The organism is Nocardia sp. NPDC059228, from assembly GCF_042754245.1.
GTDB lineage: Bacteria > Actinomycetota > Actinomycetes > Mycobacteriales > Mycobacteriaceae > Nocardia.
This window is the reverse complement of the sequence record NZ_JBHZAL010000012.1, coordinates 141,213-162,897: the sequence shown is the minus strand read 5'-3', so window position 1 is coordinate 162,897 and position 21,685 is coordinate 141,213. Positions and strand designations below refer to the sequence as shown.

Annotated in this window: 24 protein-coding genes; 12 read left to right on the top strand and 12 right to left on the bottom strand. The window is 69.1% G+C overall.

The genetic code is table 11. The features are described from left to right. Positions 1-28: 28 nt before the first annotated feature. From alc to ACFXKA_RS20300, 5 genes are all read right to left on the bottom strand, one after another. A complete protein-coding gene (gene alc / locus ACFXKA_RS20320; protein WP_379428398.1) occupies positions 29-1,060 on the bottom strand; it encodes an allantoicase in 1,032 nt (343 codons plus the stop codon). Beyond that, positions 1,057-2,271, bottom strand: coding sequence for a DUF6986 family protein (locus tag ACFXKA_RS20315; RefSeq protein ID WP_379428397.1), 1,215 nt, complete (start codon positions 2,269-2,271; stop codon positions 1,057-1,059). The genes alc and ACFXKA_RS20315 overlap by 4 nt, the downstream gene beginning before the upstream one ends. Beyond that, positions 2,268-3,014 (bottom strand): aspartate/glutamate racemase family protein, encoded by a 747-nt coding sequence (locus ACFXKA_RS20310; protein WP_379428396.1) that lies wholly within the window; start codon positions 3,012-3,014, stop codon positions 2,268-2,270. Before ACFXKA_RS20310 ends, ACFXKA_RS20315 begins: the two co-directional genes overlap by 4 nt. A 75-nt stretch (positions 3,015-3,089) precedes the next feature. Further along, positions 3,090-3,824, bottom strand: a complete 735-nt coding sequence (locus ACFXKA_RS20305) for a GntR family transcriptional regulator (RefSeq protein ID WP_379428395.1) — start codon at positions 3,822-3,824, stop codon at positions 3,090-3,092. Between the two features lie 88 nt (positions 3,825-3,912). Continuing rightward, the gene (locus ACFXKA_RS20300) at positions 3,913-4,359 is read right to left on the bottom strand and encodes a MarR family winged helix-turn-helix transcriptional regulator (protein WP_379428394.1); all 447 of its coding nucleotides are present in this window, start codon (positions 4,357-4,359) and stop codon (positions 3,913-3,915) included. Between the two features lie 86 nt (positions 4,360-4,445). Here ACFXKA_RS20300 and ACFXKA_RS20295 point away from each other — a divergent pair, with 86 nt between their 5' ends. Genes ACFXKA_RS20295 through ACFXKA_RS20285 form a run of 3 tightly spaced genes read left to right on the top strand, consistent with a single transcriptional unit; the run spans position 4,446 to position 7,728 of the window. After that, a complete protein-coding gene (locus ACFXKA_RS20295) occupies positions 4,446-5,930 on the top strand; it encodes a DHA2 family efflux MFS transporter permease subunit (RefSeq protein ID WP_379428393.1) in 1,485 nt (494 codons plus the stop codon). A 4-nt stretch (positions 5,931-5,934) separates the two neighbouring features. Next, positions 5,935-6,519 carry a DUF6817 domain-containing protein gene (locus ACFXKA_RS20290; protein WP_379428392.1) on the top strand — a complete coding sequence of 195 codons (585 nt, stop codon included), beginning with the start codon at positions 5,935-5,937 and terminating at the stop codon, positions 6,517-6,519. Positions 6,520-6,570: 51 nt separating this feature from the next. Next, positions 6,571-7,728, top strand: coding sequence for a lipase family protein (locus tag ACFXKA_RS20285; protein ID WP_379428391.1), 1,158 nt, complete (start codon positions 6,571-6,573; stop codon positions 7,726-7,728). Between the two features lie 35 nt (positions 7,729-7,763). Here the strand turns inward: ACFXKA_RS20285 and ACFXKA_RS20280 are convergent, their stop codons facing one another. Genes ACFXKA_RS20280 through ACFXKA_RS20270 form a run of 3 tightly spaced genes read right to left on the bottom strand, consistent with a single transcriptional unit; the run spans position 7,764 to position 9,795 of the window. Further along, positions 7,764-8,768 (bottom strand): PHP domain-containing protein, encoded by a 1,005-nt coding sequence (locus tag ACFXKA_RS20280; protein WP_379428390.1) that lies wholly within the window; start codon positions 8,766-8,768, stop codon positions 7,764-7,766. Between the two features lie 40 nt (positions 8,769-8,808). Beyond that, the gene (locus ACFXKA_RS20275) at positions 8,809-9,096 is read right to left on the bottom strand and encodes a hypothetical protein (protein WP_354839309.1); all 288 of its coding nucleotides are present in this window, start codon (positions 9,094-9,096) and stop codon (positions 8,809-8,811) included. 42 nt (positions 9,097-9,138) lie between these two features. Next, complete coding sequence (locus ACFXKA_RS20270) at positions 9,139-9,795, bottom strand: TetR/AcrR family transcriptional regulator (protein WP_379428389.1); 657 nt, start codon at positions 9,793-9,795, stop codon at positions 9,139-9,141. Positions 9,796-9,865: 70 nt separating this feature from the next. Between ACFXKA_RS20270 and ACFXKA_RS20265 the strand changes: the two genes are divergently transcribed. Continuing rightward, positions 9,866-10,336 (top strand): VOC family protein, encoded by a 471-nt coding sequence (locus ACFXKA_RS20265; protein WP_379428388.1) that lies wholly within the window; start codon positions 9,866-9,868, stop codon positions 10,334-10,336. 10 nt (positions 10,337-10,346) lie between these two features. On the opposite strand, the gene ACFXKA_RS20260 is transcribed toward ACFXKA_RS20265, so the two are convergent. Further along, positions 10,347-11,288 (bottom strand): alpha/beta hydrolase, encoded by a 942-nt coding sequence (locus tag ACFXKA_RS20260; RefSeq protein WP_379428387.1) that lies wholly within the window; start codon positions 11,286-11,288, stop codon positions 10,347-10,349. Continuing rightward, on the bottom strand, positions 11,288-12,700 hold the full coding sequence (locus tag ACFXKA_RS20255) for a flavin-containing monooxygenase (protein WP_379428386.1): 1,413 nt from the start codon (positions 12,698-12,700) through the stop codon (positions 11,288-11,290). Before ACFXKA_RS20255 ends, ACFXKA_RS20260 begins: the two co-directional genes overlap by 1 nt. Positions 12,701-12,799: 99 nt before the next feature. Between ACFXKA_RS20255 and ACFXKA_RS20250 the strand changes: the two genes are divergently transcribed. The 3 genes from ACFXKA_RS20250 to ACFXKA_RS20240 all read left to right on the top strand — a co-directional run bounded on the left by ACFXKA_RS20250 (position 12,800) and on the right by ACFXKA_RS20240 (position 14,530). Further along, positions 12,800-13,447, top strand: coding sequence for a TetR/AcrR family transcriptional regulator (locus tag ACFXKA_RS20250; protein WP_379428385.1), 648 nt, complete (start codon positions 12,800-12,802; stop codon positions 13,445-13,447). Between the two features lie 69 nt (positions 13,448-13,516). Then, entirely contained in the window at positions 13,517-13,996 is a 480-nt protein-coding gene (locus ACFXKA_RS20245; protein ID WP_379428384.1) for a DUF1992 domain-containing protein, read from the top strand. A 6-nt stretch (positions 13,997-14,002) separates the two neighbouring features. Further along, complete coding sequence (locus tag ACFXKA_RS20240) at positions 14,003-14,530, top strand: AAA family ATPase (RefSeq protein ID WP_379428383.1); 528 nt, start codon at positions 14,003-14,005, stop codon at positions 14,528-14,530. Positions 14,531-14,690: 160 nt separating this feature from the next. On the opposite strand, the gene ACFXKA_RS20235 is transcribed toward ACFXKA_RS20240, so the two are convergent. Then, positions 14,691-15,167, bottom strand: coding sequence for a MarR family transcriptional regulator (locus ACFXKA_RS20235; protein WP_379428382.1), 477 nt, complete (start codon positions 15,165-15,167; stop codon positions 14,691-14,693). 178 nt (positions 15,168-15,345) lie between these two features. Between ACFXKA_RS20235 and ACFXKA_RS20230 the strand changes: the two genes are divergently transcribed. Further along, a complete protein-coding gene (locus ACFXKA_RS20230) occupies positions 15,346-16,188 on the top strand; it encodes an NAD(P)H-binding protein (protein ID WP_379428381.1) in 843 nt (280 codons plus the stop codon). Between the two features lie 169 nt (positions 16,189-16,357). Here ACFXKA_RS20230 and ACFXKA_RS20225 read toward each other — a convergent pair whose 3' ends face one another. Continuing rightward, the gene (locus ACFXKA_RS20225; RefSeq protein WP_379428380.1) at positions 16,358-17,545 is read right to left on the bottom strand and encodes a cytochrome P450; all 1,188 of its coding nucleotides are present in this window, start codon (positions 17,543-17,545) and stop codon (positions 16,358-16,360) included. Between the two features lie 568 nt (positions 17,546-18,113). Here ACFXKA_RS20225 and ACFXKA_RS20220 point away from each other — a divergent pair. The 4 genes from ACFXKA_RS20220 (at position 18,114) to ACFXKA_RS20205 (ending at position 21,660) form a co-directional block, all read left to right on the top strand. After that, entirely contained in the window at positions 18,114-18,566 is a 453-nt protein-coding gene (locus ACFXKA_RS20220) for a flavodoxin family protein (protein WP_354839343.1), read from the top strand. A 76-nt stretch (positions 18,567-18,642) separates the two neighbouring features. Further along, positions 18,643-19,341, top strand: coding sequence for a response regulator transcription factor (locus ACFXKA_RS20215; RefSeq protein ID WP_354839345.1), 699 nt, complete (start codon positions 18,643-18,645; stop codon positions 19,339-19,341). Then, positions 19,305-20,627, top strand: coding sequence for an ATP-binding protein (locus ACFXKA_RS20210; RefSeq protein WP_354839348.1), 1,323 nt, complete (start codon positions 19,305-19,307; stop codon positions 20,625-20,627). Before ACFXKA_RS20215 ends, ACFXKA_RS20210 begins: the two co-directional genes overlap by 37 nt. Beyond that, the gene (locus ACFXKA_RS20205; RefSeq protein WP_354839350.1) at positions 20,614-21,660 is read left to right on the top strand and encodes a hypothetical protein; all 1,047 of its coding nucleotides are present in this window, start codon (positions 20,614-20,616) and stop codon (positions 21,658-21,660) included. The genes ACFXKA_RS20210 and ACFXKA_RS20205 overlap by 14 nt, the downstream gene beginning before the upstream one ends. Positions 21,661-21,685 lie beyond the last annotated feature (25 nt).

Sequence of the window (21,685 nt, the reverse complement as noted above, 5' to 3'; positions counted from 1 at the left end):
CGAGCTGCCGCCTCCGGGCCCTGACCGATCACGCCAGGTCATTTTCCAGCTCGGCACGCAGTCGCGCCCGTGCTTCGTCGGTCAGGGTGCCGAAGAGCCGCAGCCGGGCCAGGCCGCCGTCGGGGAAGGCGTCCAGGCGCACCTGCACGACCGCCGCGTCCGCGTCGATCAGGAAGCGGTGGCGGGTGTCGGGCTGCAGCCGGGTGCGGCCCAGCAGTTCGACCTCGGTGCCGTCGGCACGAATGCCGGTGAGGGCGCCCGCGCCCGGGCTGTTGAACAGGAAGTACGAGGTGTCGATCTCGGCCGCGGTGATCACCCCCTCGGCGGCCAGCTGCACGAGCACCCAGTCGTTGGTGTTCTTGTCGCGGCGGCGCGCGGTCTCCCAGCCGTCGCCCATGCTGCGGGCGCGGCCGGGCATGAGCACGTTCTGCGGGTGCGAGAAGAAGCGGTTGGAGCAGTCGGCGACCAGGCCGCCGTTCTCCACCGCGGCCAGGTCGAACGGGCCGGACTCCAGCCAGGCCAGGTCGGGCTTGGCGACGCCGTGCACGCGCAGGCGGGCGATGCCGCCGTCGGGGAACATGCGCAGCCGCACGTGGGTCCAGCGCTTGGGGGAGTCCACCGCGAACGGGTTCTGCGAATCACCGGACACCTTGGCGCGCTCGACGATCGTGGTCCAACCCTCGGCGGCGACCAGCTCGTCGACCGACGGATTGCCTTCCACCGCAATGGCTTCCACCGACACCTCGGGCGGATAGTTGCCCTTGAACCAGGCGGTGTCCACCACGACGCCCTTGATCACGCCGGGCACGCCCAGCCGGACGATCGCGGTGTCGCAGTCGTCGCCGGCCGGGTGGTCGCCCTCGGCGCTGCGACGGCGGCGGGTCTCCCAGCCGTCGTACACCTGGCCCTTGTGGCCGAAGGTAGCGGGGGAGTAGGTGGCCTGCTCGGGCCGGATCAGGTTCTCCTTCTCGGCGAAGGACTCGTCGTTCGCCCACAGCACGGCGCCACCCAGGGTGCGCACGGCCAGATCGGGAAGCAGCGTGAAATCAACGTCGCTCATAGCGCCGGAATCTTCCTCTCTCGCAATTGATGCAATACCTCGACAGTGGCTTTGGGGGCGATCGCGGTGACCTCGGCGGGTTCGAAGGCGCCGCACTCCAGTCCGCGCAGCACCACGGTCGCCAGCGCCTGCGCGGTGGCCGGTTCGTCCATCACCGCGCCGCCCTGGCGATCCAGGTAGCGGCCGATGCGCGGGGCGGCGACGCCCAGGCCCTCGCGGAAGAACGCGAAGGTGGCCAGCCAGCGGGTGACCAGGTGGCCCGCGCCCATGTCCCAGCCCTGGTAGTAGCCGCGCTCGAGCGAGCGGGTGACCAGACCGAAGTGCCGCGACACCGCCGCGCGCACCTCCGTGTCGGTGCCGATCGGCAGCACCTGGGTGGAGCCGTCGCACACCCATACCCCGGTGGTGGCGGCCGCGGCCTGCATGACCGCCTTGGCGTGGTCGGCGACCGGGTGCTCCAGCGACTGGAACTTCGGGGCGATACCGCAGGCGGCGCTGTAATCGTAAGTGCCGTAGTGCAATCCGGTGCAGCGTCCGGCCGAGCGCTGGATCAGCCGGGCGACCGGGGCGGTGCCGTCGGCGGCGATGATGGCCTGCGGGCTCTCGATCTGCAGCTCGAACCGCAGCGATCCGGCGGCCAGCCCGTGGGCCGATTCGATGGCGTCGCACAGCTGCACGGTGAGATCGGCCTGGTCGACATGGCGGATCTTCGGCACGGTGAACACGAAGCCCTCGGGCACGCCGCCCGCGCCCTCGAGGACCTTCTCCAGGGTGCGCACGGCGCGCGCCCACTCCAGCGTGGTGAGGCCTTTCATACGGATGCCGCGCGAGGACACTTCGGCCGGAAGGGCTTTCAGCACCGCGCCGGCGTGCAGGGCGTCGCGGTCCTCGACCTCGTCGCCGCGGGTGCCGTAGCCGTCCTCGAAGTCCAGCCGCAGGTCCTGGATGGGGCGCTCGCTCAGGGTCCGGAAGACCCGTTCGACGACATCCTCACCGGCCAGCCCGACCAGCAGCTCCCGCTGGCTCTCGGCGAGTTCCAGTGCGGCCGTGCCCCATTGGGCGGGCAGGTCGATCGAGGCGTCCGCGCCGGAGGCGTACGCGGTGTGCACCGGCTGGCCCGGGCGGTCGCCCGGATAGAGCCGCAGCAGCTCCGAATCCACAGCCTGCAAACGGGATTCGATCCCGTTCCATGTCTCCGGTGGCAGCGTCACGCCTGAGCCTCCTGTTCTTCGATGCCGAAATCGGCGAGCAAACCCACATACGTCTTCGGTAGCGGGGCCGCGAATTCCCCGCGGCCGGACTTACGCAACTTCATGGTGACCAGCGACTGCACGGTCAGCGTGGCGGCGGCGACGCCGTCCACCACGGGCACCCCGACCTCCTCGGTCAGGTACTCGCACAGATCCGCCATCCCAGCGCAGCCGAGCACGATGGCGTCCGAGTTGTCGGCCAGCGCGGCCTCCCGGCAGGCGTCGGCGATGATCTTGCGCGCCTCGGGATCCTCGAGTTCGAGCACCGGGATCTCGCAGGCGTGCACGTTCGCGCAGAACCGTTCCATCCCATAGCGTTCCGCCAGCTCCCAGGCCCGGCCGGCGGTGCGGCCGAGGGTGGTGACGACGCTGAATTTCCGGCCCAGATGGCTGGCCGCCTGCATGGCCGCCTCGGCGATGCCGATCACCGGGCCGCGCGCCAGCTCGCGTGCGGCGTCCAGGCCGGGATCGCCGAAGCAGGCGATGACGTAGCCGTCCACGCCCTCGGCCTCGCCGCGCGCGATCTCGGCCAGCAGGCCGGGCACGGCCAGCGCCTCGTCGTAGTGGCTCTCGATGGAGGCCGGGCCCATGTCGGGGTTGACGGCGTCGACCACCGTGCCGGGCGCGGCGACCAGGCGCGCGCTGTCCCCGATGAGCGCCGTCATCGCGGCGGTGGTGTTGGGATTGATGACCCGGATCCGCATGGATCCACGCTATCGAACAGAAATGGCTCCGGCGTTGCTTGAACCGTATATGTTCGAAAGCCCCAGGCTCAGGGGTTATATATCTTCTTCACCTGCGGGTTCGGCGAACAAACCGGTGTCGGTGGGCAGGTGCGAGAGGACGCCGTTCAAGCGTGCGTGATGCCCCTCGGTGGCCGTCAGCAATGCTTCAGCATCCCTCGCGAGGAAGGCCTGCAGCTGCTTGCTGTGGTCGGCGTGCAGCACCACGCGATCCATGGTCGACACATGCACCATGGGCTGCACGGGTTCGGTGATGTTCCAGGCGTATTCGAGCATGTGCACCACGCGCGGCATGCCCGACGGGCGCACCAGGGCCAGGTGGAAGTTGCGGGTCTCGCGGTGATAGGCGACCGCGTTCTCGGTGAGCACCGCCTGCTCGAGGCGGGCGTGGATCTCGCGGGCCAGCTGATGATCGGCCTCGGTGGCATTGTGCACGGCCGCGGCCAGCGCGGCGGACTCCAGGCGCTCGCGCACGATGTACAGCTCGCGCAGCTCGGCGGCGGTCAGCATGGTGACCTGGTAGCCGAAGTTGGGCCGGTGCTCGACCAGGCCCTCACCGATCAGGGTCTGCAGCGACTCGCGCACCGGGATGGCGCTCACGGTGAATTCGCGTGCGATCTCGCCCAGGGGCAAACCGGTGCCGGGCGGCAGGTTTCCCTCCAGGATCAGCCGGCGCAATTCGCCGAGGATCTCCTGCTGGGAGTAGCCGCGGCGGGCGTCCAGCGGCGGGTTGAGCTGGGGCAAACGGGGTAGGCGGGGGCGAGAAGGCACGGGCCCAACCCTAGCCCTACGCGTAACCGGGTTCACAGCCGTCGCCGGTTGTGAGCCATTTCGCGGCCGTTGCCCGGCCGCGTGTGGGTCAGCTCTCGTCGGTGTCGTAGCCCAGGGCCTTGAGCGAAAGCCGGTGCAGGGTATCCCTTTCCGCCGGGGTCAGGCGGGCGAGCAGCGCATCGGTGGCGGCGGCGATCTTCGCATCGGTCTCCGCGCGGACCCGATTGCCGGCGGCGGTGATAGCCAGCCGGTATTTCCGGCGGTCGTGCGGATCGCGGGTACGGGTGACCAGACCGGCCTTCTCGAGGCTGTCGATCAGCCGCACCACTTCGCTGCGGTCGATCTCCAGGACGTTGGCCATCTCCTGCTGGGAGATCTCGCTGCTCTCGGCGAGGTAGGTGAGCACCCAGTGCTCGCGCAGGGGTGTCCCGAGGCGGGAGTGCATCGCCTTGTGCAGCTTGCCCAGTGCGTAGGTCGGGTGGCGCAGCAGGCTCGGGGGGTGGGCCTCGGCCGGGACGGAAGGTTCTTCGGGCACCCGCTGATTATATCTATTGTTGAGCTACTCAATCATTGATACTCTCTGCAATTGAGTAGCTCATCAACTATTGAAGGAGAGGTCCGATGACGCAAATGCGTTCGGACACCAGGACATCCGGTGCCGAGGGAGCGCCCGCCCGGGCTCCCGCACCCGCCGATTCCGGCAAGATCCCCGCGCATGTCTGGCGCACCGCCGGCGTGGTGGTGTTCGGCGCGGTCATGGGCATGCTGGACACCTCGCTGGTCAATATCGGGCTGCACACCATCGGCGCGGATCTCGGCGCGTCGCTGACCACGATCCAGTGGGTGGCGAGCGGATACCTGCTGGCCCTCGGTGTTTCGCTCACCGTGTGCGGCTGGCTGGCGCGGCGGGTCGGCGTGACCCGGCTGTGGATGGGGGCGCTGGTCGCCTTCACCCTGACCTCGGCGGCGTGCGCCTTCGCGCCGACCGCGGGGTGGCTGATCGGAATGCGCGTCCTGCAAGGACTTGCGGCGGGACTCATGATCCCGGCCGGGCAGACCATCCTGGGTCAGGCGGCCGGGCCGCAGCGCATGGGCCGGGTCATGGGTGTGGTCGGCATCGCGGTGGTGGGCGCGCCCGCCATCGGGCCGACCATCGGCGGGCTCATGCTGGCCCACTGGAGCTGGGAGTGGTTGTTCCTCATCAACATTCCGTTCGGACTGGCCGGATTGGCGCTGGGGCTGCGGCATCTGCCACGGACCAGCGGGGTGGCGGCACAGCCGCTCGACGTGATCGGGCTGGTGCTCGCGGGCGGCGGCGTATCCGCTGTGGTGTACGGGTTGTCCGAGGTCGGGACCACGGGGTCGGTGACCTCGCCGTCGGTGTGGCTGCCCGTCGTGCTCGGGCTCGCGGGGTTGGCCGGATTCATCAGCCGTGCGCTGCGCGGTGAACGGCCGCTACTGGACATCCGGATGTTCGGCAACCACGCCTTCCGGGCCGCCACCAGCGCCAGCTTCTTCGCGGGCGGCGCCATGTTCGGCGTGATGGTGTTGCTGCCCTTGTACTTCCAGGTGCTGCACGGCACCGGGCTCATTCGCACCGGCGTCGATCTGCTCGGCTACGGCCTGGGCGGCATCATCATGCTGCCGCTGGGCGGACGGCTGACCGACCGGTTCGGCGGCGGCCGGGTCGCGGTGCTCGGCAACCTCGCCATCGCCTGCGTCGTACTGCCGCTCGCGTTCCTGCCGGTCGGCGCGAATGGAATCCTCATCCAATTCCTGCTGTTCGCGGCGGGCATGGCCACCGGTGTCGGCGCCATGCCGCTGGTCTCGGCGGCGTATGCGGCCGTCCGGCACGAGCAGCTGCCCGACGCCACGGCCTTGGTGAACATCCTGCAGCGGGTGGGCGGCGCGGTCGCGGTGGCGCTGGTGGCCGTAATCCTCTCCCGGGCAACGTCATCCGGCTGGGCGCCGGTGTCCGGCTACCACCTTGCCTTCGGGGTCCTCGCCGCCCTCTCGGTGGCGGCCTCCGTGGCGTCCCTCGTCCTGTACCGGCTGCAGCGACGGGTGAAAGCGGCTGCCGCCGAACCGGTTCCCGCGCGACAATGAACAGGTGAACGAGCCGGAATCCCTCGCATCCCGCAGGAACCGCGTCGAGCGGTTCCTGCGGGATCGCGGCACGGAGACCATCGACCATCCCGGCGGGACGCTGCTCGCCCACCTGGGCCGGGTCGCCGACACGCTCGCGGCGTGGGGACATGACGGCGACCTCCAGCTCGCCGGCCGGGCCCACGCCGTGTACGGCACCGACGGATTCGGTGTCTCGCTCGTCGAATTATCCGATCGTGCAACGGTTGTCGAGTTGGTCGGCGCCCGCGCCGAGGGGTGGATCTATCAGTACGCCGCCTGTGATCGCGGAACGGTCTATCCCCGTATCGACGCGGATCCGGTGCGGTTCCGGGACCGCTTCACCGGCGGCGAATTCGAGCCCTCCGAGCCCGATTTCCGGGCCTTTCTGGAGCTGACGGTCGCCAACGAGCTGGACGTGCTGGCGCAAAATGCCGAACTGGCAGCGAAATACAGCGCGGGGCTCTACGAGCTCTTCGCGCGCGTCCGCTCCCACCTCTCGCCGTCCGCCTGGTCCGCCTGCGAAGGTCAGCTGGCGCCCTTCTCCGGCCCGGGCGGTCGCACCAGCTAGATTCGAGTTGATCGAGGCGGCCGTCATCGAATCCCGATCCGAAGGAGCGGCATGCGAGCAGCGATTGTCTTCCCGGTACTGGCTGCCCTGCTTCTGACCGCCTGCGGCGCCACCTCCGACACGACCGCGCCGAAGGCGGACACTCCTGGAAAGCTGGTCTCGCAGCGACCTCTGGGCAATCTCGATTCCGCCCTGACGGCCGCGATGTCCTCGGCCACCTACATCCGCTATCGATCCACCTCTCCGACAGGGAAACCGATCGAGGTATCGGGCGCGGTCTTCCTCCCTACCGGCGACGCCCCCGCCGGCGCTTGGCCCGTCATCGCCTTCGCCCACGGCACCTCCGGAGTCGTCAGCGCCTGCGCACCCACCAATTCGCCCACCCTCTTCGGCTCCGCCGCCACGGTGGCCGGACTGCTGGCCGGGCACCGCGCCGTGGTGATGACCAACTATCAGGGCCTCGACGGCCCCGGCAACGCCCCGTACCTGGACTCCCGATCCTCCGGCTACGACGTCCTCGACTCGATCCGCGCCGCCCACTCCACCGGCCTCCCGCTGTCCTCCGAGACCGTGCTCCTCGGCGTCTCCCAGGGCGGCCGCGCCGCCGAATCGGCCGCCGAAACCGCGAAATCCTATGCGCCGGACCTGAACCTCCACGGTGTCGTCCTCCTGTCACCCGCTCTGGAACTCCAGCTCGTCGACACCGTCCGCACCGGCACCCTCAACGCACCCGACCAATACCTGATCATCCCGTATCTCGTTGCCGCAGTACGCGACACCGCCCCCGGCTATCGCTACGACCAGATTCTCCACGGCGATCTGCTCACCGCCGCACCGCATCTCGAATCCGCCTGCAGCGGCACCCTCACCCCCGCCGACATCGCCCTCGGCCAGGCAGCCACCCCCGCCGAGGCATCCTTCACCGACGACGCCGCAGCCCGCCCGTTCACCGACTTCCAATCCCGGACGAACCTCCCCCACGCAGCCACCCCACTCCCCACCTACATAGCCCGCGGCGACGCCGACAAACTGGTCGACACCACCTGGTCCACCGCCGCGATCTCCACAATGTGCACCCTGGGCACCCCGGTCCACGACCTCATCGTCCCCGGCGGCCACGACGCCCCCGCCACCGTCATACCCCAGTGGTCGTCCTGGATCGACGACCTGTTCGCCAACAAGCCTTTTCAGCCCACTTGCCCCCACTGACCCGGCGAGTTCGCGCCGGAACGATGGTCCTCGCCTCAGGAACCGGCCCAGCTCAGCAGTTTGTCGAGGGGCCAGGTGTTGATGATGCGGTCGGCGGGGACGCCGTTGTCGAGGGCGCGCTGGGCGCCGTAGCCGAGGAAGTCGAGTTGGCCGGGGGCGTGGGCGTCGGTGTCGATGGAGAAGTGGCAGCCCAGGTCGAGGGCCAGGTTCAGGAGGCGGGTGGGTGGGTCGCGGCGTTCGGGGCGGGAGTTGATCTCGACGGCCACGCCGTGGTCGCGGCAGGCGGAAAAGACCTGTTCGGCATCGAATTTCGATTCCGGGCGGGTGCCGCGGTTGCCTTCGACGAGGCGGCCGGTGCAGTGGCCGAGGACCGTGGCCCGGCCCCCGGATACGGCCCGCACCATGCGGCGGGTCATGGCGGCGGCGTCCATCTTCAGCTTGGAATGGACGCTGGCGACCACGATGTCGAGACGGTCGAGCAGTTCGGGTTCCTGGTCGAGTGCGCCGTCGTCGAGGATGTCGACCTCTATGCCGGTGAGAATGCGCATGGGCGCGAACCGGTCGCGGAGCTCGTCGATCGCATCCAGTTGCTGCCGCAGCCGATCCGGTGAGAGCCCGTTGGCGACGGTCAGTCGCGGTGAATGGTCGGTGAGTGCGCAGTATTCGTGCCCCAGCGCCTGCGCGGTGGCCATCATCTCCGTGATGGACGCCGATCCGTCCGACCAGTTCGAATGCACGTGCAGGTCGCCCTTCAGCGCGGCTCGCAACTCGCCACCCCCGAGATCCTTTGCGGCGGTCCGCAATTGGATCAGCGTGTCCGGCTCCCGTCCGGCCCACGCCTGCGCGATCACCGCCGCCGTCTTCGGCCCGATCCCCGGCAGCGACTGCCAGTCGCCGGCCCGCCCCAGCCGTTGGCGCTCGGTATCGTCGAGCCCCTCCACGATGTCGGCGGCATTGCGATAGGCCATCACCCGCCGGGAATCCTCCCGGGCCCGGTCCTTGAAGAACGCGATCATGCGCAACGCGACGACAGGATCCATGCCTTCAGTGTGCCCGCGGAACCCGGCGAAGTGGTCGCGGTTACGCGCGTGTGGTGCGGCGCAGCAGTACGTATGAACCCGCCGCGACCACCAGACCGCCGACGATGAGGAAGCCGTCCGTCGAATCGCGCAGGGACCGTTGCTCGTCGAAGGTCCGGACCACCGGCCGGCCTTTGGCGGTGTCGTGGCACTCCTGCCCGGGTTCGAGGGTGTGGCCGGAGCATTCCAGGGGCAGGAACAGCCGGACGATTCCGGCGATCAGCAGCACCAGGCCGACCGCGATTCCGATGGTGTGGGCGATTCTGAGTGAGCGCCGGGTCGGCCGCATGGCATTCCTCGAGCATGGGCACTGCGTTCCGCAGCGCGTGGATCAGGCTTCCGGAAGCGTAGAGGGCGTGGTCGCCAGGCGCAGCCAGGTGCCGGACAGCCACCGCTCGTAACCGTCCGGATCCATACCGAGGGTGCGGACCATGAGGTTGTAGGTGTCGGCCTGGCCGAGCGGGCCGGCGGTGGCGATGATCCAGTCCAGATCGGCGTCGGGATGCAGCAGCCCGTCGGCGTGCATATGACGCCAGATGTCGGCGATGTGCTGCTGCGTGGCGGCCCGCCCGGCCTGGGCCGCCTCGGCGATCAGCGGTTCGCTGGCCTCGGCGGCGACCGCGGCGGCGATGACCGGGGCGGCGCGTTCCATGAGTTCGCGAGCGCCGCGCGCGTAGGCGGTGATTCGTTCGTCCAGGGTGGGCGCGGTGGCGGCCCGGACGTGCCAGTCGCGGTGTGCCACATCGATGTCCTGCATGTCGCCGACGATCGCCACGTCGATCGTCCGTTTGAGCAGTTCCGCCTTGGACCCGAAGCGCAGGTAGACGGTCCGGGAGCCCACCTCGGCGGCCTCGGCGACCGCGGCCAGGGAGGTCACCGCGTACCCGTCGGCAATGAACAGTCGCCGCGCGGCGTCGAGGATCTTCCGTTCCGTCTCGGCCTTGCGGGCGTCCCACAGCGGAGATGTCTTCTTGACACCAGGGCTCATTCGCTGCATCCTTACTGCATCACTACAGTGATGCTGCATCACTACACTGGTACTGCAAAGGATAGCAGCGATGATCCCCACGCTCGCCGGGGTGCATCACCTCAAACTCCCCGTGTCCGATCTGGCGCGGTCCATCGGCTGGTACCGCACCCGCCTCGGTTACAAGGTCGGCGTCGAATTCCGTGAGCAGGGCGACCTGAGGGGTGTCGCCCTGCATCACCCGGCCGGTGGTCCCATGCTCGGTCTGCGGCTCGATCCCGAAAAGGCCGCCGCCGCAGCCGGGTTCGACTACTTCTCGATCGGCGTACCCGACCGGGCCGCCATGCAGGCGCTGGCCGCGCATCTCACCGCCCTCGGCGAATCCCATGCCGGCGTTCATTTCGCCACCATCGGCTGGATTCTCCCCGAGCTGCGCGATCCCGACGGCCACGAAGTGCGCTTCTACACCGTCGAATCCCACACCGAGCTCGGCGACGACCCGCTCACCATCGACAATGCCCGCGAAACCGCGGAAGCCCTGGAGCGCAACGAGACTCGCTGACCACGATCGATCATGCCCGCGGTTCTCCGTCGATGGAGACAGGGACGTGACGGTGCAGGAAGCCGAGCTGATCGGCGACCACGCGATCGAAGGCCGCGCCGTGGTAGATGTCGAAATGCCCGTCGGCGTAGGTGCGGACCTCACCGCGTGGCGCCCGCGCCGCGAAGCGCAGCGTGGTCTTGGCCGGTGCGACGGAATCGGTTTCGCACACCGCGAACAGGATCGGCACCTCGATGCGATCGGTGAACCGGCCGGGCCGATCGGTCAGGATGTCGAAGACGACGCGGGCCGCGGCCTCATTGCGGAAGTCCGTGCCCGGCGGAACCAGTGCGAGATAACCGGATTCGGCGTCGGGCGCGGTCATCAGGGCGGTGCCGTCCACGGGCCCGGCGGTCGTGATCATGTGCGGTGCGCGGCCGAACAGCGCACCGGCGACGTCACGGACACCGGCGAAGGTGGCCTTGACCGAGTTGACCGGCGGAATGGCCAAGGTGGAGGCGATCCCGTCGGTGAACGGGCACTGGGCGATGGCCGCGACCAGTCCGGCCGGGCGCCGGGCCGCGGTGTGGATGGCGTGCCCGCCGCCGAAAGAGGTGCCCCAGGCCACGATTCGCGTGCCGTCGACCTGCGGCAGCTGCCGGGCGAAGGCGATCGCGGCCGCCCAGTCGGCGCGCTGCCGGCGGGTCGACAGCAGATACCGCGGCATGCCCTCGCTGTCGCCGAAGTGGCGGTAGTCGAAGACCAGGCAGGCGTATCCGGCGGCGGTGAAACGTTCGGCGTAGGCGGCCAGGCCCATGGCACGGATCGCGCCGAGCCCGTGTGCCATGACGATCACCGGCGGACGGCTCCCGGGTCGCTGCTCGGGCAGATAGAGGGTCGCCGCGCAGTGGTTCCCGTCCCCGGATGGGAACCACACCTCGTGTTCGCTTGCGCCCGTGGTGTTCTCGCGCATCACGCCACCGCCTCGCCGTCGCGGGCGCGACGGGCGGCGATGCTCGCGGTCGGTCGATCGACCCGGGAGAGGCCGCCCCGGCGTTGTGCGCCACGGCGGCGTTCCAGCCGCAGATCGCGCATGTAGTCGTCGAAGTCGACCTGGATGGTGTGGCGCTTGGAGGTCACGTAGCGACGCTGGATGTCGCGCCGGTGTGCGGTGATCTCCCGCTCCATCTCGGCCGGGCCGGGCAGGTGATAGCGGCCCTGCAGGTGATCGGCGATGAGGTGGGCCTGGCGTTCGGCGATCGGCATGATCGCACCCAGCGGCTGCACCAGTCCCACGAAGTACAGGCCCGGCACCTCCGGATGGAAGACCCGGCGGTACAGGCGGATCCGATTGTCGCCGGACGGGTCCAGGAAGCCGGGGTCGAAGAACGGGAAGCTGATCTTGTACCCGGTGCAGAACACCACCAGATCAGCGGTCACCCGGCGGCCGTCGGCGAACACCACCTCGTCGCCGTCGAAGCGATCGATGGTCGGCATCGGCGTGATCGCCCCGTGCGCGAGCCGATCCAGGATCCGGCTGGACATGGTCGGATGCGCCTGGGCGAACTTGTGATTCGGCGCGGGCAGCCCGTAGCGGGTCATCGGCCCGGTCGCCGCGGCCATCAGCTTGCGGGCCAGCGGCCAGCGCAGGAACGACGGGAACCATTCGGCCGCTCCGATCCGGTCATAGGGGCGGCCCCACACGTACTTCGGGATCACGTGCACCCCGCTGCGCGCCGAAAGGTAGGTCTCCGCAGCGTGATACGAGGCGTCGACGGCGATGTCCATCGCGGAGTTGCCCATGCCCAGCACCACGACCCGCTTGCCGGTCAGCTGCGCTTCCTCGGTGTAGGCGTGCGAATGCATGATCGTGCCGCGGAATTCGCTCGCGCCGGGGAACATCGGCTCGGGCAGGCGGGGATCCCAGTGGTGGCCGTTGGCGACCAGCACCGCGTCGTAGCCGACGGTCTCGCCGTTCGACAGCGTCACGCGGAAGGTGCCGTCGGGCAGCGGCTGCACGTGGTCGACCCCGGTGCGGAACCGGATGCGGTCGCCGAACCCGAAATGCCGCACGTAACCATCGAAGTAGTCGGCGATCTGATCATGGCGGGCGAAGTCGGGTAGGTGCGCGGGCATGGGGAAGTCGCTGAACTCCATGCGCTGACGCGAGGTGTTGATGTGCAGCGACCGGTACGCCGCCGACACCCCGTTGCTGTTGCCCCACACCCAGTTGCCGCCGACCCGGTCGGACAGCTCGTAGCAGTGCACGTCGACGCCGCGTTCGGCCAGCACCTTCACCGCCGCGATACCCGCGGAGCCCGCGCCGATGACGCAGACCCTCGGCTCGTCGGCGCGGGTTCCCGGCTCGTTGGACTTGGTGGACATGATTCGGACTCCTTTATGACCAGCGGTCATATGACCGCCGGTCACTGTAGGATCGAAACCGTCGCACAGTCAATAGCCCGCGGGCAGAGGAGATCGGTGATGCCGACAGGAACTTGGGACCGGCTTGCCCCGCCGCGCCGGGCCGCCGTGGTGGCCGCCGCCGAGGCCGAATTCGCCGCCCGCGGGTTCAGCGGCGGCAGCCTCAACACCATCTGCCGCGAGGCCGGCGTCTCCAAGGGCAGCCTGTTCCAGTACTTCGCCGACAAGGCCGACATGTACGTCTACCTGGCGGAACTGTCCAGCGAGCGGATCCGCTCGGCCATGGAGGCGACCGCGGGCAAACTCGACTGGGAGAGTGACTTCTTCGGCTCCCTCGACGTCCTCCTCGAAGCCTGGATCCGGTACTTCTACGACCATCCGCTCGAGCGCGCGATGACCGCCGCCGCCAACCTCGAACCCGACCCCGTGGCCCGCACCGCCGTCCGGGAAGCCGTCAACCGCCATTACGTGGAAGTGCTGCAACCCCTCTTCGACGTGGCGACCGCGCAGAGCGCCCTCCGCCCCGGCGCCGACACCCAGGCCCTGCTCTCCCTGCTGCTCCTCATGCTGCCCCACCTGGCCCTCGCCCCCCACGTCCCCGGCCTGGACCCGCTGCTCGGCCTCGCGGAGGGCGACGCCGACCACGCCGTCGCCACCGCCCACCGCCTGGTCACCACCGTGTTCGACCCCTACCGCGCCGGCAACTGACCCGGCGCCGGAAGCGATCTCGCCATCGCGCGCACCCGGCTGTTCCACGGTGATCGGTAGGATCGGGTCATGACCGAGCGCAAATCGCCCGGGCTCTCCTTCGAATCGTGGATCGACAAACAGGTCCGCGAGGCAACGGAGCGGGGCGAATTCGACAACCTGAAGGGCGCGGGCCGGCCCATCCCGCCCGGCGCCGCCGACGAAGACTGGTGGCTCCGCAACTATCTGAAGCGCGAAGGCCTGGGCGGAGACGCCTTCCTCCCCGAATCGATCATCCTCCGCCGGGAACGTGAACGAATCCAGGAAACCGTCCGGGACATGTTCTCCGAGAAGGATGTTCGCGAAACAGTAGCCTCCCTCAACGACCGCATAGTCCACTACCTCCGCATGCCAACCGGCCCCCACGTCCCGATCGGCCCCCTGAAGGTCGACGATGTCGTCGAAACCTGGCGCGCCGAACGCAAATCCGCCCGCCCACCCCGCGCCCCGGCCCCGCCTCCACCCGCCGCGACCGAACGGCCATGGTGGCGAAGACTTTTCAGAACCTGAGCATTCGTGGACGAACTGCTGGTCCTGGTAAACGGCCTCCCGGGCGCAGGCAAAACCACCCTGGGCGCAGCCCTCGCCCGATCCCTCGACGCCTGGTTCCTGTCCAAGGACGCCATCAAGGAAGCCTTGGCCTCATCCCTCGGAAACCATTCCGCCCCATCGGAACTCGGCGGCATTGCCATGGACACCATCTGGTCCCTGGCCAAGGCATCCCCGACCGCCGTCGTCATCGACTCCTGGTGGTTCAAACCTCGCGACCTGAACTTTGCCCGTTCCGGCATCGAGCACACCGGCGCCCGCCACACCGTCGAGATCTGGTGCGACGTCCCCGCCTCTATGGCCAAGGCGCGCTACACATCCCGCCAACGCTCACCGATCTACCAGGACCACCACCACCTGACCCGGGATTGGGACGACTGGGCCGCCCGAGCCACCCCACTCGGCCTGACTCCCATCCTCAGGGTCGACACCACCCAGCCGGTCGACCTCGCCGACCTCGCCCGGCAGATCAGGACCGTCGCCGGTGCCGGCTGAAGCCGAACTCGACTCGAGGCGCCGGGAACGCCGTCCGCGATGTGCTTGGGACCTGTCGGCCGACGGGTGCAACATCGCTGCCGACCGGACTCGGGCCGGCGGCCACTGCCGGCGATGCCGGGTGTCGTTGCCGCCGTTGGGATTCCGATAGGGGTGGTGGCTATTGGAGTTCGCGGCCGGAGTCGTGGCCTGCGATGGCGCTGCGGCGGAGGAATTCCGCGATGAGCTGGAGTTGTTCGGTCGTGTAGTCGGCGCAGATGTCGTCCAGTGAGCTGTTCATGCCCGACAGTAGGTGGTAGAGCTCGCCGAGGCGGTCGGGGAGGGTGCGGACCACGACCGAGCGCCGGTCGGTGGCGGCGCGTTCGCGGACGATCCAGCCGCCGCGCTCCAGCCGGTCGAGGATGCCGGTGAGGGTGGCGGGGTGCAATCCTGCGACCCGGGCCAGGGCGGTGGGGCTGATGGGGCCCTGGCTGTTGATCACGTCGAGGCAGTCGACGTCGACGTCACGCAGTTCCAGGCGCACCCCGACCTGACGGTTGAGCATGGCCAGATTGCTGCGCAGCCCGCGCATCGCGCCCTTGATATCGCCTGCGGCGCGCCGCCGCAGGCGGGCTTCTTCGCGATCTGCCGCACTCACCACGCCTCCCATCGGTTCGTATGAGCTTCGTACTTTACGTCACCCGTAGTTGGCGCTGGATGGGCCTCGACCTGCGATTGTGCCGACAAGTGGGTGATCCAGATCACCTTGTAGTACGGAATTCGTAGCATCTACTCTATGAATTATATGAATTTCGTACAAAAGGTTGGAGTTCACGATGATCGTCATCACCGGTGCGACGGGAGTCGTCGGCCGCGAAACCATCCAGCTCCTGCTGGATTCCGGGCAGCAGGTGACCGCTGTCAGCCGGGACCCGCAGCGGGCGGCGTTGCCCGCGGATGTGCGCGTGGTCGGCGGGGATCCCTCGGACCCGCGCTCGCTGGGGCCGGTGTGGGACGGCGCGGAAGCGGTGCTGATCAGCCCGCGTGCGGCCGGAGCGGCGGCCGGTGACCTGCTGGCCGCGGCCGCCGACGCGGGCGTGCGCCGCGCGGTGGTCATCTCCGCGCTGACGGTGCAGTACCCGGCGGGAGAACCGCGCTTCGCCGACGGATTCCGGGCCGCGGAACAGGCCGCGCGGGACTCCGGCCTGGAGTGGACGGCCTTGCGCTGCGCGGACTTCGACGCCAATGCGCTGGCCTGGGCCCCGCAGATTCGTGCCACCGCAACCGTCCGCGGTGCGTACGCCGCCGCGGCCACCTCGCCGATCCACCAGCGCGATATCGCCGCCGTGGCGGTTCGCGCGCTCACCGAATCCGGCCATGGCGGACGCGCTTACGTCCTCACGGGCCCGGAGTCACTCGACCAACGCGACAAGGTGCGCATCCTGGGCAAGGCCCTCGGCACCGACCTGTCGTTCGCCGAAGTCGCGCCGGACCAGGTGCGGGCGGCGCTGCTGGCCCAGGGCCTGCCGGAGGAGGTGCCGGCGCGGCTGCTGGGCTCGCTCGCCGACTATGCCCGCACCCCCGGCCCCACCACCGGCACCGTCGCGGAATTGCTGGGTCGGCCCGCGCTCACCTTCGCCCAGTGGGCCGACGAGAACACCTCCGCATTCCAGAACTGAAGGGATCCACCGATGTCCGTCGACTCCCCGTCGAATTCCGAACTCATCGACTTCACGCCGATTGCGCGTGTGCGGGAACTGGCCGAGGTCCTCTCCCCCGGTCGGCATCCTGAATCGCATGGCGTTCCAACCCCTTTACCGTCGCAGCCGCCTGTGGCGGTAGGGGTGCTCACGGGGTCGGGACGGCCAGCGGCAGGGCGGGCGGGAACGTCACCGGGACAGCGGCGGGTGCGCGGTGGAATGCGCTCGGCCGCCATTCGAGTTGGTCTGCGGGCATGGCCAATTCGATCTCGGGTAGCGCGTCCAGCAGTTGGTCCAGTGCCTCCTGCACGATGACCAGGGTCGCGGATTGGGCTGGGCACGACCGTGATCCAGCGCCCCACGCCAGATGCGAGCGGTTGCCGATGCGGTCGCCCGCCACCGCCGGATCGGAATTGCATCCGGTCGAGCTGATGATGACCGGGTGGTCGGCCGGCAGCCACACATTCTCGACCAGCTGCGGTTGCCGGGGATAGCGGGCGCAGGAGTTGGCCAGCGGCGGATTGACGAACAGCACCTCGTCGATCGCGTCCCGTACGGTCAGGGCACCGGCGAGCAGATCATCGTGGAACTGCTTGTCCGTCAACATCAACAGCACCGTGTTGACGATCAGATTCCAGGTGGGTTCGCTGCCGCGGGCATACAGGACCGCGAGCTGTGCCACGATCTCGGCGTCGTCGAGCCCGGCCGGGTGCGAGATGAGCCGCGAGATCACGTCCGTACCGGGTTCGCGCCGCTTGGCCGACACCGCCTCCAGCAGGTCTCCGGTCAGGCGCTGGTTGTAGCGGTCCGAGGTTTCCTCGTCGGGGGCGTCGCGCAGGACGGCCATCGCGTCGAACACCCGCTCGCCGACCTCCGGGGACAGGCCGAGCAGATTGTTGACCACCCGGACGGTCAGCGGCACCGCGAACTGGTCGAGCAGGTCGGCCTTTCCCGCACTGCAGAATTCGTTGATCAACGGCACCGCGGCGGCCTCGACCTCGCGCCGCAAGGTGAAGAGATCGACGGCGCGCAGTGTCTCGAGGTAGGCGGGCCGATAGCGTGTGCGGTGCTCCTCCTCCGCGCCGGAACCGATCGTCCCCCACTCCATGATCGGCAGGACGGGACAGTTCTCGGGGAGGCTCGACTCCCAGGCTCTCGGATCGGAGGGAAAGCGATCGGGGTCACTCAAAATACGCAGTGCCGCACGGTATCCGATCACCAGCGTCGCCGAAACTCCGGTTGCCACTTCGACCGGGACGAGGTGGCCGTGCTCGCGCCGCATCCGGTCGTACACGGTGCGGGGGTCGGCGGTGAACTCGGGCGAATACAGCCTCATGCGGCCTCGAACATGTCAGTTACCAAGGTGTAGCTCCCATGGACGGATGAAATGCGACCAGTTCCACGACCCTCGGTGCAACGATCACACAGGATCGAGAACGGTCGGTATTGCTGCTGGAATGCTGGTGGCGCGTATCCACTTGCCGGGCAATCGGATACATCGATGCCGTCTTCAGTTCGCCAGCAGCACTCCAGTTTCGAGTCAATGATCAGCGTTCACTTCCCGGACACGTCCATCCGCGAGATATGTTTCGCTGGAACGTGTTTCGGTGATGCGGGAATCCTACCGCAATCCTCGATGAAGTCGCAGCGAACTCTGAGGTGGAGGGTTGCGTCCGTCATCGCCCCCGGTCACGGCCGCTGCCGCGGCCAATTGCCGAGGCGCGGGAACATGGAGTCCGATACCGGCTCGGCCACAACGGCTCAGGCGTTCAGACCGATGTTGCAGCGCGTTCACCACTGTGTGAACTACAAACTCTCGCGGCCTCGACCGGTGCGCGGATCGGGGCCGCCGCCAGACGGCCGAGGGGCCGGGCTGGGCGGCAAAGGAGGGTTAGGCTCGGGATGTGCCGACTCTGTTGATCATTCATCACACGCCGTCGCCGTTCATGCAGGAGATGTTCGAGGCGGTGGTGGCGGGCGCCACGGATCCCGAGATCGAAGGGGTCGACGTCGTACGGCGGGCCGCCCTGGGCGTGACGGCGAGTGATGTGCTCGCGGCGGACGGGTACCTGCTGGGGACGCCCGCGAATCTCGGCTACATGAGTGGAGCGCTCAAGCACGCATTCGACACCTTCTATTACCCGTGCCTGGATTCGACCCGGGGCCGGCCCTATGGGCTGTATATCCACGGGAATCAAGGGACCGAGGGGGCCGAGCGGAGTGTCGAGAGCGCGACGACCGGACTCGGCTGGGAGAAAGCGGCCGCGCCGGTGATCGTGTTGGGGAAGCCGGAGAAGGCGGAGATCGAGCGCTGCTGGGAATTGGGGGCCACCATCGCCGCACAGTTGATGGGTTGAGCCCCCGATTTCTGGTGGCTGACATATTCGGCGGCTCGCCCGTCATACTCGAGGGGGCGTTCTCGGGGAACGTCACTTGGGAGTGTGGGAAGAGGTGACGGCCGCCGTGGAGGCGCAAGAGTCGGGGATACGCCGCATCGGGCTGGTCGAGGACCATGAGTCGGTGGCAATCGGGTTGTCGGCCATGCTGGCCCCGGAAGCCGATCTGGAGTTGGTGATCACGGCGGGGACCGTGGCGGAATTGCTGTCGGCGGGGCCGCGATTGGATCTGGTGGTGCTGGATCTGCGGCTCGCGGACGGGTCCTCGCCCGATGACAATGTGCGGGCGCTGCGCGCGCGGGGGATCGAGGTGCTGGTGTTCACCGGGGCGGACAATCCGTTCCTGGTGCGATCGGCCGCCCGGGCGGGCGTGCTGGGTGTGGTGCGCAAGTCCGAGGACATGCCGACGGTGGTCGCGGCGGTACGCCGGGCCGCGCACGGCGAACAGGTGGTGACCACCGACTGGGCCGCCGCCATCGACGGCGACCCGCAGCTGTCCGATGTCGGGCTGAGCCCGCGTCAGCAGCAGGTGCTGCAGCTGTACGCGTCGGGGGAGAAGGCCTCGCGGGTCGCCCGCATGACCGGCCTGTCCGAGCAGACCGTCAACGACTATCTGGGCCGCATCCGGCAGAAGTACGCCGACGCCGGCCGCCCGGCCCCCACCAAGACCGATCTGTACAAGCGGGCCGTCGAGGACGGGTGGCTGCCCGTTCCCGAGCGGAATCCGCGGACATGACGGCCTCGGGCACCCTCGAATCCCGGGCCGCACCCCGGCCGATGCCGTCCCTCGCGGCATTCACCCAGCGCCTGCGCGCCCGCCTCAGCATGCGGGAGGACCCGGCCACCGCGGCCTACGACCGCATCATGCGGCGGCTGGGCATCTCCATCGGCATCGCCGGCATCATCGTCGGCGGCGTCGAACTGCCGGAGGTGGCCGAACAGGGCCGCTACGCACCGGGCTGGTGGACGGTGACCGCGGTGGTGCTGGCCTTCGGCTGGTATCCGATCATCGCCGTGGTGTCGGCGGTGTCGGGTCCGCGGGCCATCCGCTTCGTCTGCGGCTGTGCGGCACTGAGTTTCCTGGGCGCCCTGGCCTCCATCCCGTTCGGGCTGGAGATTCACACTGTGGACGCCACCACGGTGTGGCCGTACCGGGTGACCGCGCTGGCGGTCACCGCGGCGGTGCTGGCCTGGTCCAGCCGGGTGACCGTGATCTATCTGCTCGCCGCCGCGACCTCGGCGGCGCTGGCCACCGTGTACACGCTCAGCTCGGTCACCCCGCAGCATGTGACCGAGAACTTCCTGCGCTCAGCGGGTTTGGCGGCCCTGTTCGTCTGGTGCGGCACCGCCGCCACCGGCGCCGCGGCCCGGGTCGACCGCGAATCCGCCATCACCAGCCGCCGCGCCGCCGCCCAGGCCGCCGCCCAATCCCGCGACCGTGAGCGCGCCCGCTTCGCCGCCCTCATCCACGACGCCGTGCTCTCCACCCTGCTCGAGGCGTCCCGGGCCGGCACCAAATCCGATGTGCTGCAACGCCAGGCCGAACGCACCCTGGAGCAGCTCGACGAATGCCGCGGCGCCCAGCGCGATCCCGACCTGCTCGACGCCCGCTCGGCGGTGCTGTTCCTGCGGGCCGCGGTGCAGGAGATCAATCCGAGCATCCGCTTCGCCACCCGCACCTGGCCCGGCTACGACGACCTGCGCATGCCCGTGCACTCGGCCAGCACCATTGCCGCCGCGCTCACCGAGGCGGTGCGAAACAGCCTGCGCCACGCCGCCGTTCCGGGCCGGGAGGTGCGCCGCACCGTCACCGCCACGGTCAGCGCGGGCAGCATTCGCATCGTCTTCAGCGATGACGGCGCGGGTTTCGACCTGGCCGCCGTCTCCGCCGACCGCCTCGGCATCTCCATGAGCATCCTGGGCCGCATGCGCCAGCTGGCCGGCGGCTCGGCGTTCGTGGAATCCCAGCCGGGCGAAGGCACCACCGTGACACTGGTATGGGGTGGCGATGGCTCACGCTGACAGCTCCGGCATCGATCTGGAACCTCGGTTCGGGCTGCGCGATCTGCTCGGGTTGCGCGGCAGCACCGCCTGGCTGTTCCTGCTCATCCTCGAGGCCGTCATCGCGCTGTACATGATGCGCAATTTCGGCCAGTCACCGCCGTGGGCGGCCTTCGCGAGTCTGGTGCTCATGCTCAGCGCGGGCGCGCTGGTCACCGCGATTCCGGTGGACCCGCTGCCGATTCCGGTGGCGTTGTACGCGGCCGCCGCACCGCCGGTCGCCACCGCCCTGACGGTCATGACCCCCACCCACGATCTGCCGAACGAGTCGGTGTGGTCGGCCTTCGCCTCGTCCTATGTCCTCGCGGTCCTGGTGCTGCGCGGGCGGATTCGCACCGCGTGGCTCGGCGTCATCGCCGTCGCGACGGTGCTGGTGGCCCTCGGCCTGGGCTCGCATCTGCAACCCGGCACCCTGGTCGGCTCGCTGGTCCCGGTCGGCACCGTCACCGCCATCTCGGTGTTCACGGCGGTCATGCGCCCCATGCAGCGGTCACTGCGGATCCTGCGCGAGGACGCCATGATGCGGGCCGCGGCCGAGGCCACCATGGCCGCCGCGGACAGTGAGCGCACGCGTCAGCTCGCCCGCCTGGACCGGGTGGCCCGGCCGATCCTGGAACGCATCGCGGACGGCGCGGAGCTGACCGCTGCCGAACGTGAGGAATGCCGGCTGCTGGAGGCCGAACTCCGCGACGGCCTGCGCGCACCGCAGCTGGTCACCGACGAGCTCAGCGGCGCGGCCCGGGGTGCGCGGGCGCGTGGCGTGGAGGTGGTGCTCCTCGACGACGGCGGTTTCGCGGGCGTCCCCGAATGGGTGCGCAAGCGCGTGATCGATGCCGCCACAAGGGAACTCGACGCCATCAACGCCGGCCGCATCACGGTCCGGGTGCTGCCGCTGGGCCGTCACGTACTGGCCACCGTGCTGGCGACGGCCCCCGACGAGGATCGCCGCACCGAGATCGACACCGACGGCAAGGTCACGACCATCACCGATTGATCGGTTCGGGGGGTATCACCGATCG

Excerpts from the sequence above, each read along its gene's own strand:
- ACFXKA_RS20260 (WP_379428387.1), bottom strand. The coding sequence starts at position 11,288 with ATGCGCGAGAACACCACGGGCGCAAGCGAACACGAGGTGTGGTTCCCA.
- ACFXKA_RS20275 (WP_354839309.1), bottom strand. The coding sequence starts at position 9,096 with ATGCGGCCGACCCGGCGCTCACTCAGAATCGCCCACACCATCGGAATC.
- ACFXKA_RS20295 (WP_379428393.1), top strand. The coding sequence starts at position 4,446 with ATGACGCAAATGCGTTCGGACACCAGGACATCCGGTGCCGAGGGAGCG.
- ACFXKA_RS20285 (WP_379428391.1), top strand. The coding sequence starts at position 6,571 with ATGCGAGCAGCGATTGTCTTCCCGGTACTGGCTGCCCTGCTTCTGACC.
- ACFXKA_RS20270 (WP_379428389.1), bottom strand. The coding sequence starts at position 9,795 with ATGAGCCCTGGTGTCAAGAAGACATCTCCGCTGTGGGACGCCCGCAAG.
- ACFXKA_RS20250 (WP_379428385.1), top strand. The coding sequence starts at position 12,800 with ATGCCGACAGGAACTTGGGACCGGCTTGCCCCGCCGCGCCGGGCCGCC.
- ACFXKA_RS20245 (WP_379428384.1), top strand. The coding sequence starts at position 13,517 with ATGACCGAGCGCAAATCGCCCGGGCTCTCCTTCGAATCGTGGATCGAC.
- ACFXKA_RS20205 (WP_354839350.1), top strand. The coding sequence starts at position 20,614 with ATGGCTCACGCTGACAGCTCCGGCATCGATCTGGAACCTCGGTTCGGG.
- ACFXKA_RS20255 (WP_379428386.1), bottom strand. The coding sequence starts at position 12,700 with ATGTCCACCAAGTCCAACGAGCCGGGAACCCGCGCCGACGAGCCGAGG.
- alc (WP_379428398.1), bottom strand. The coding sequence starts at position 1,060 with ATGAGCGACGTTGATTTCACGCTGCTTCCCGATCTGGCCGTGCGCACC.
- ACFXKA_RS20265 (WP_379428388.1), top strand. The coding sequence starts at position 9,866 with ATGATCCCCACGCTCGCCGGGGTGCATCACCTCAAACTCCCCGTGTCC.
- ACFXKA_RS20280 (WP_379428390.1), bottom strand. The coding sequence starts at position 8,768 with ATGGATCCTGTCGTCGCGTTGCGCATGATCGCGTTCTTCAAGGACCGG.
- ACFXKA_RS20225 (WP_379428380.1), bottom strand. The coding sequence starts at position 17,545 with ATGAGGCTGTATTCGCCCGAGTTCACCGCCGACCCCCGCACCGTGTAC.
- ACFXKA_RS20310 (WP_379428396.1), bottom strand. The coding sequence starts at position 3,014 with ATGCGGATCCGGGTCATCAATCCCAACACCACCGCCGCGATGACGGCG.
- ACFXKA_RS20230 (WP_379428381.1), top strand. The coding sequence starts at position 15,346 with ATGATCGTCATCACCGGTGCGACGGGAGTCGTCGGCCGCGAAACCATC.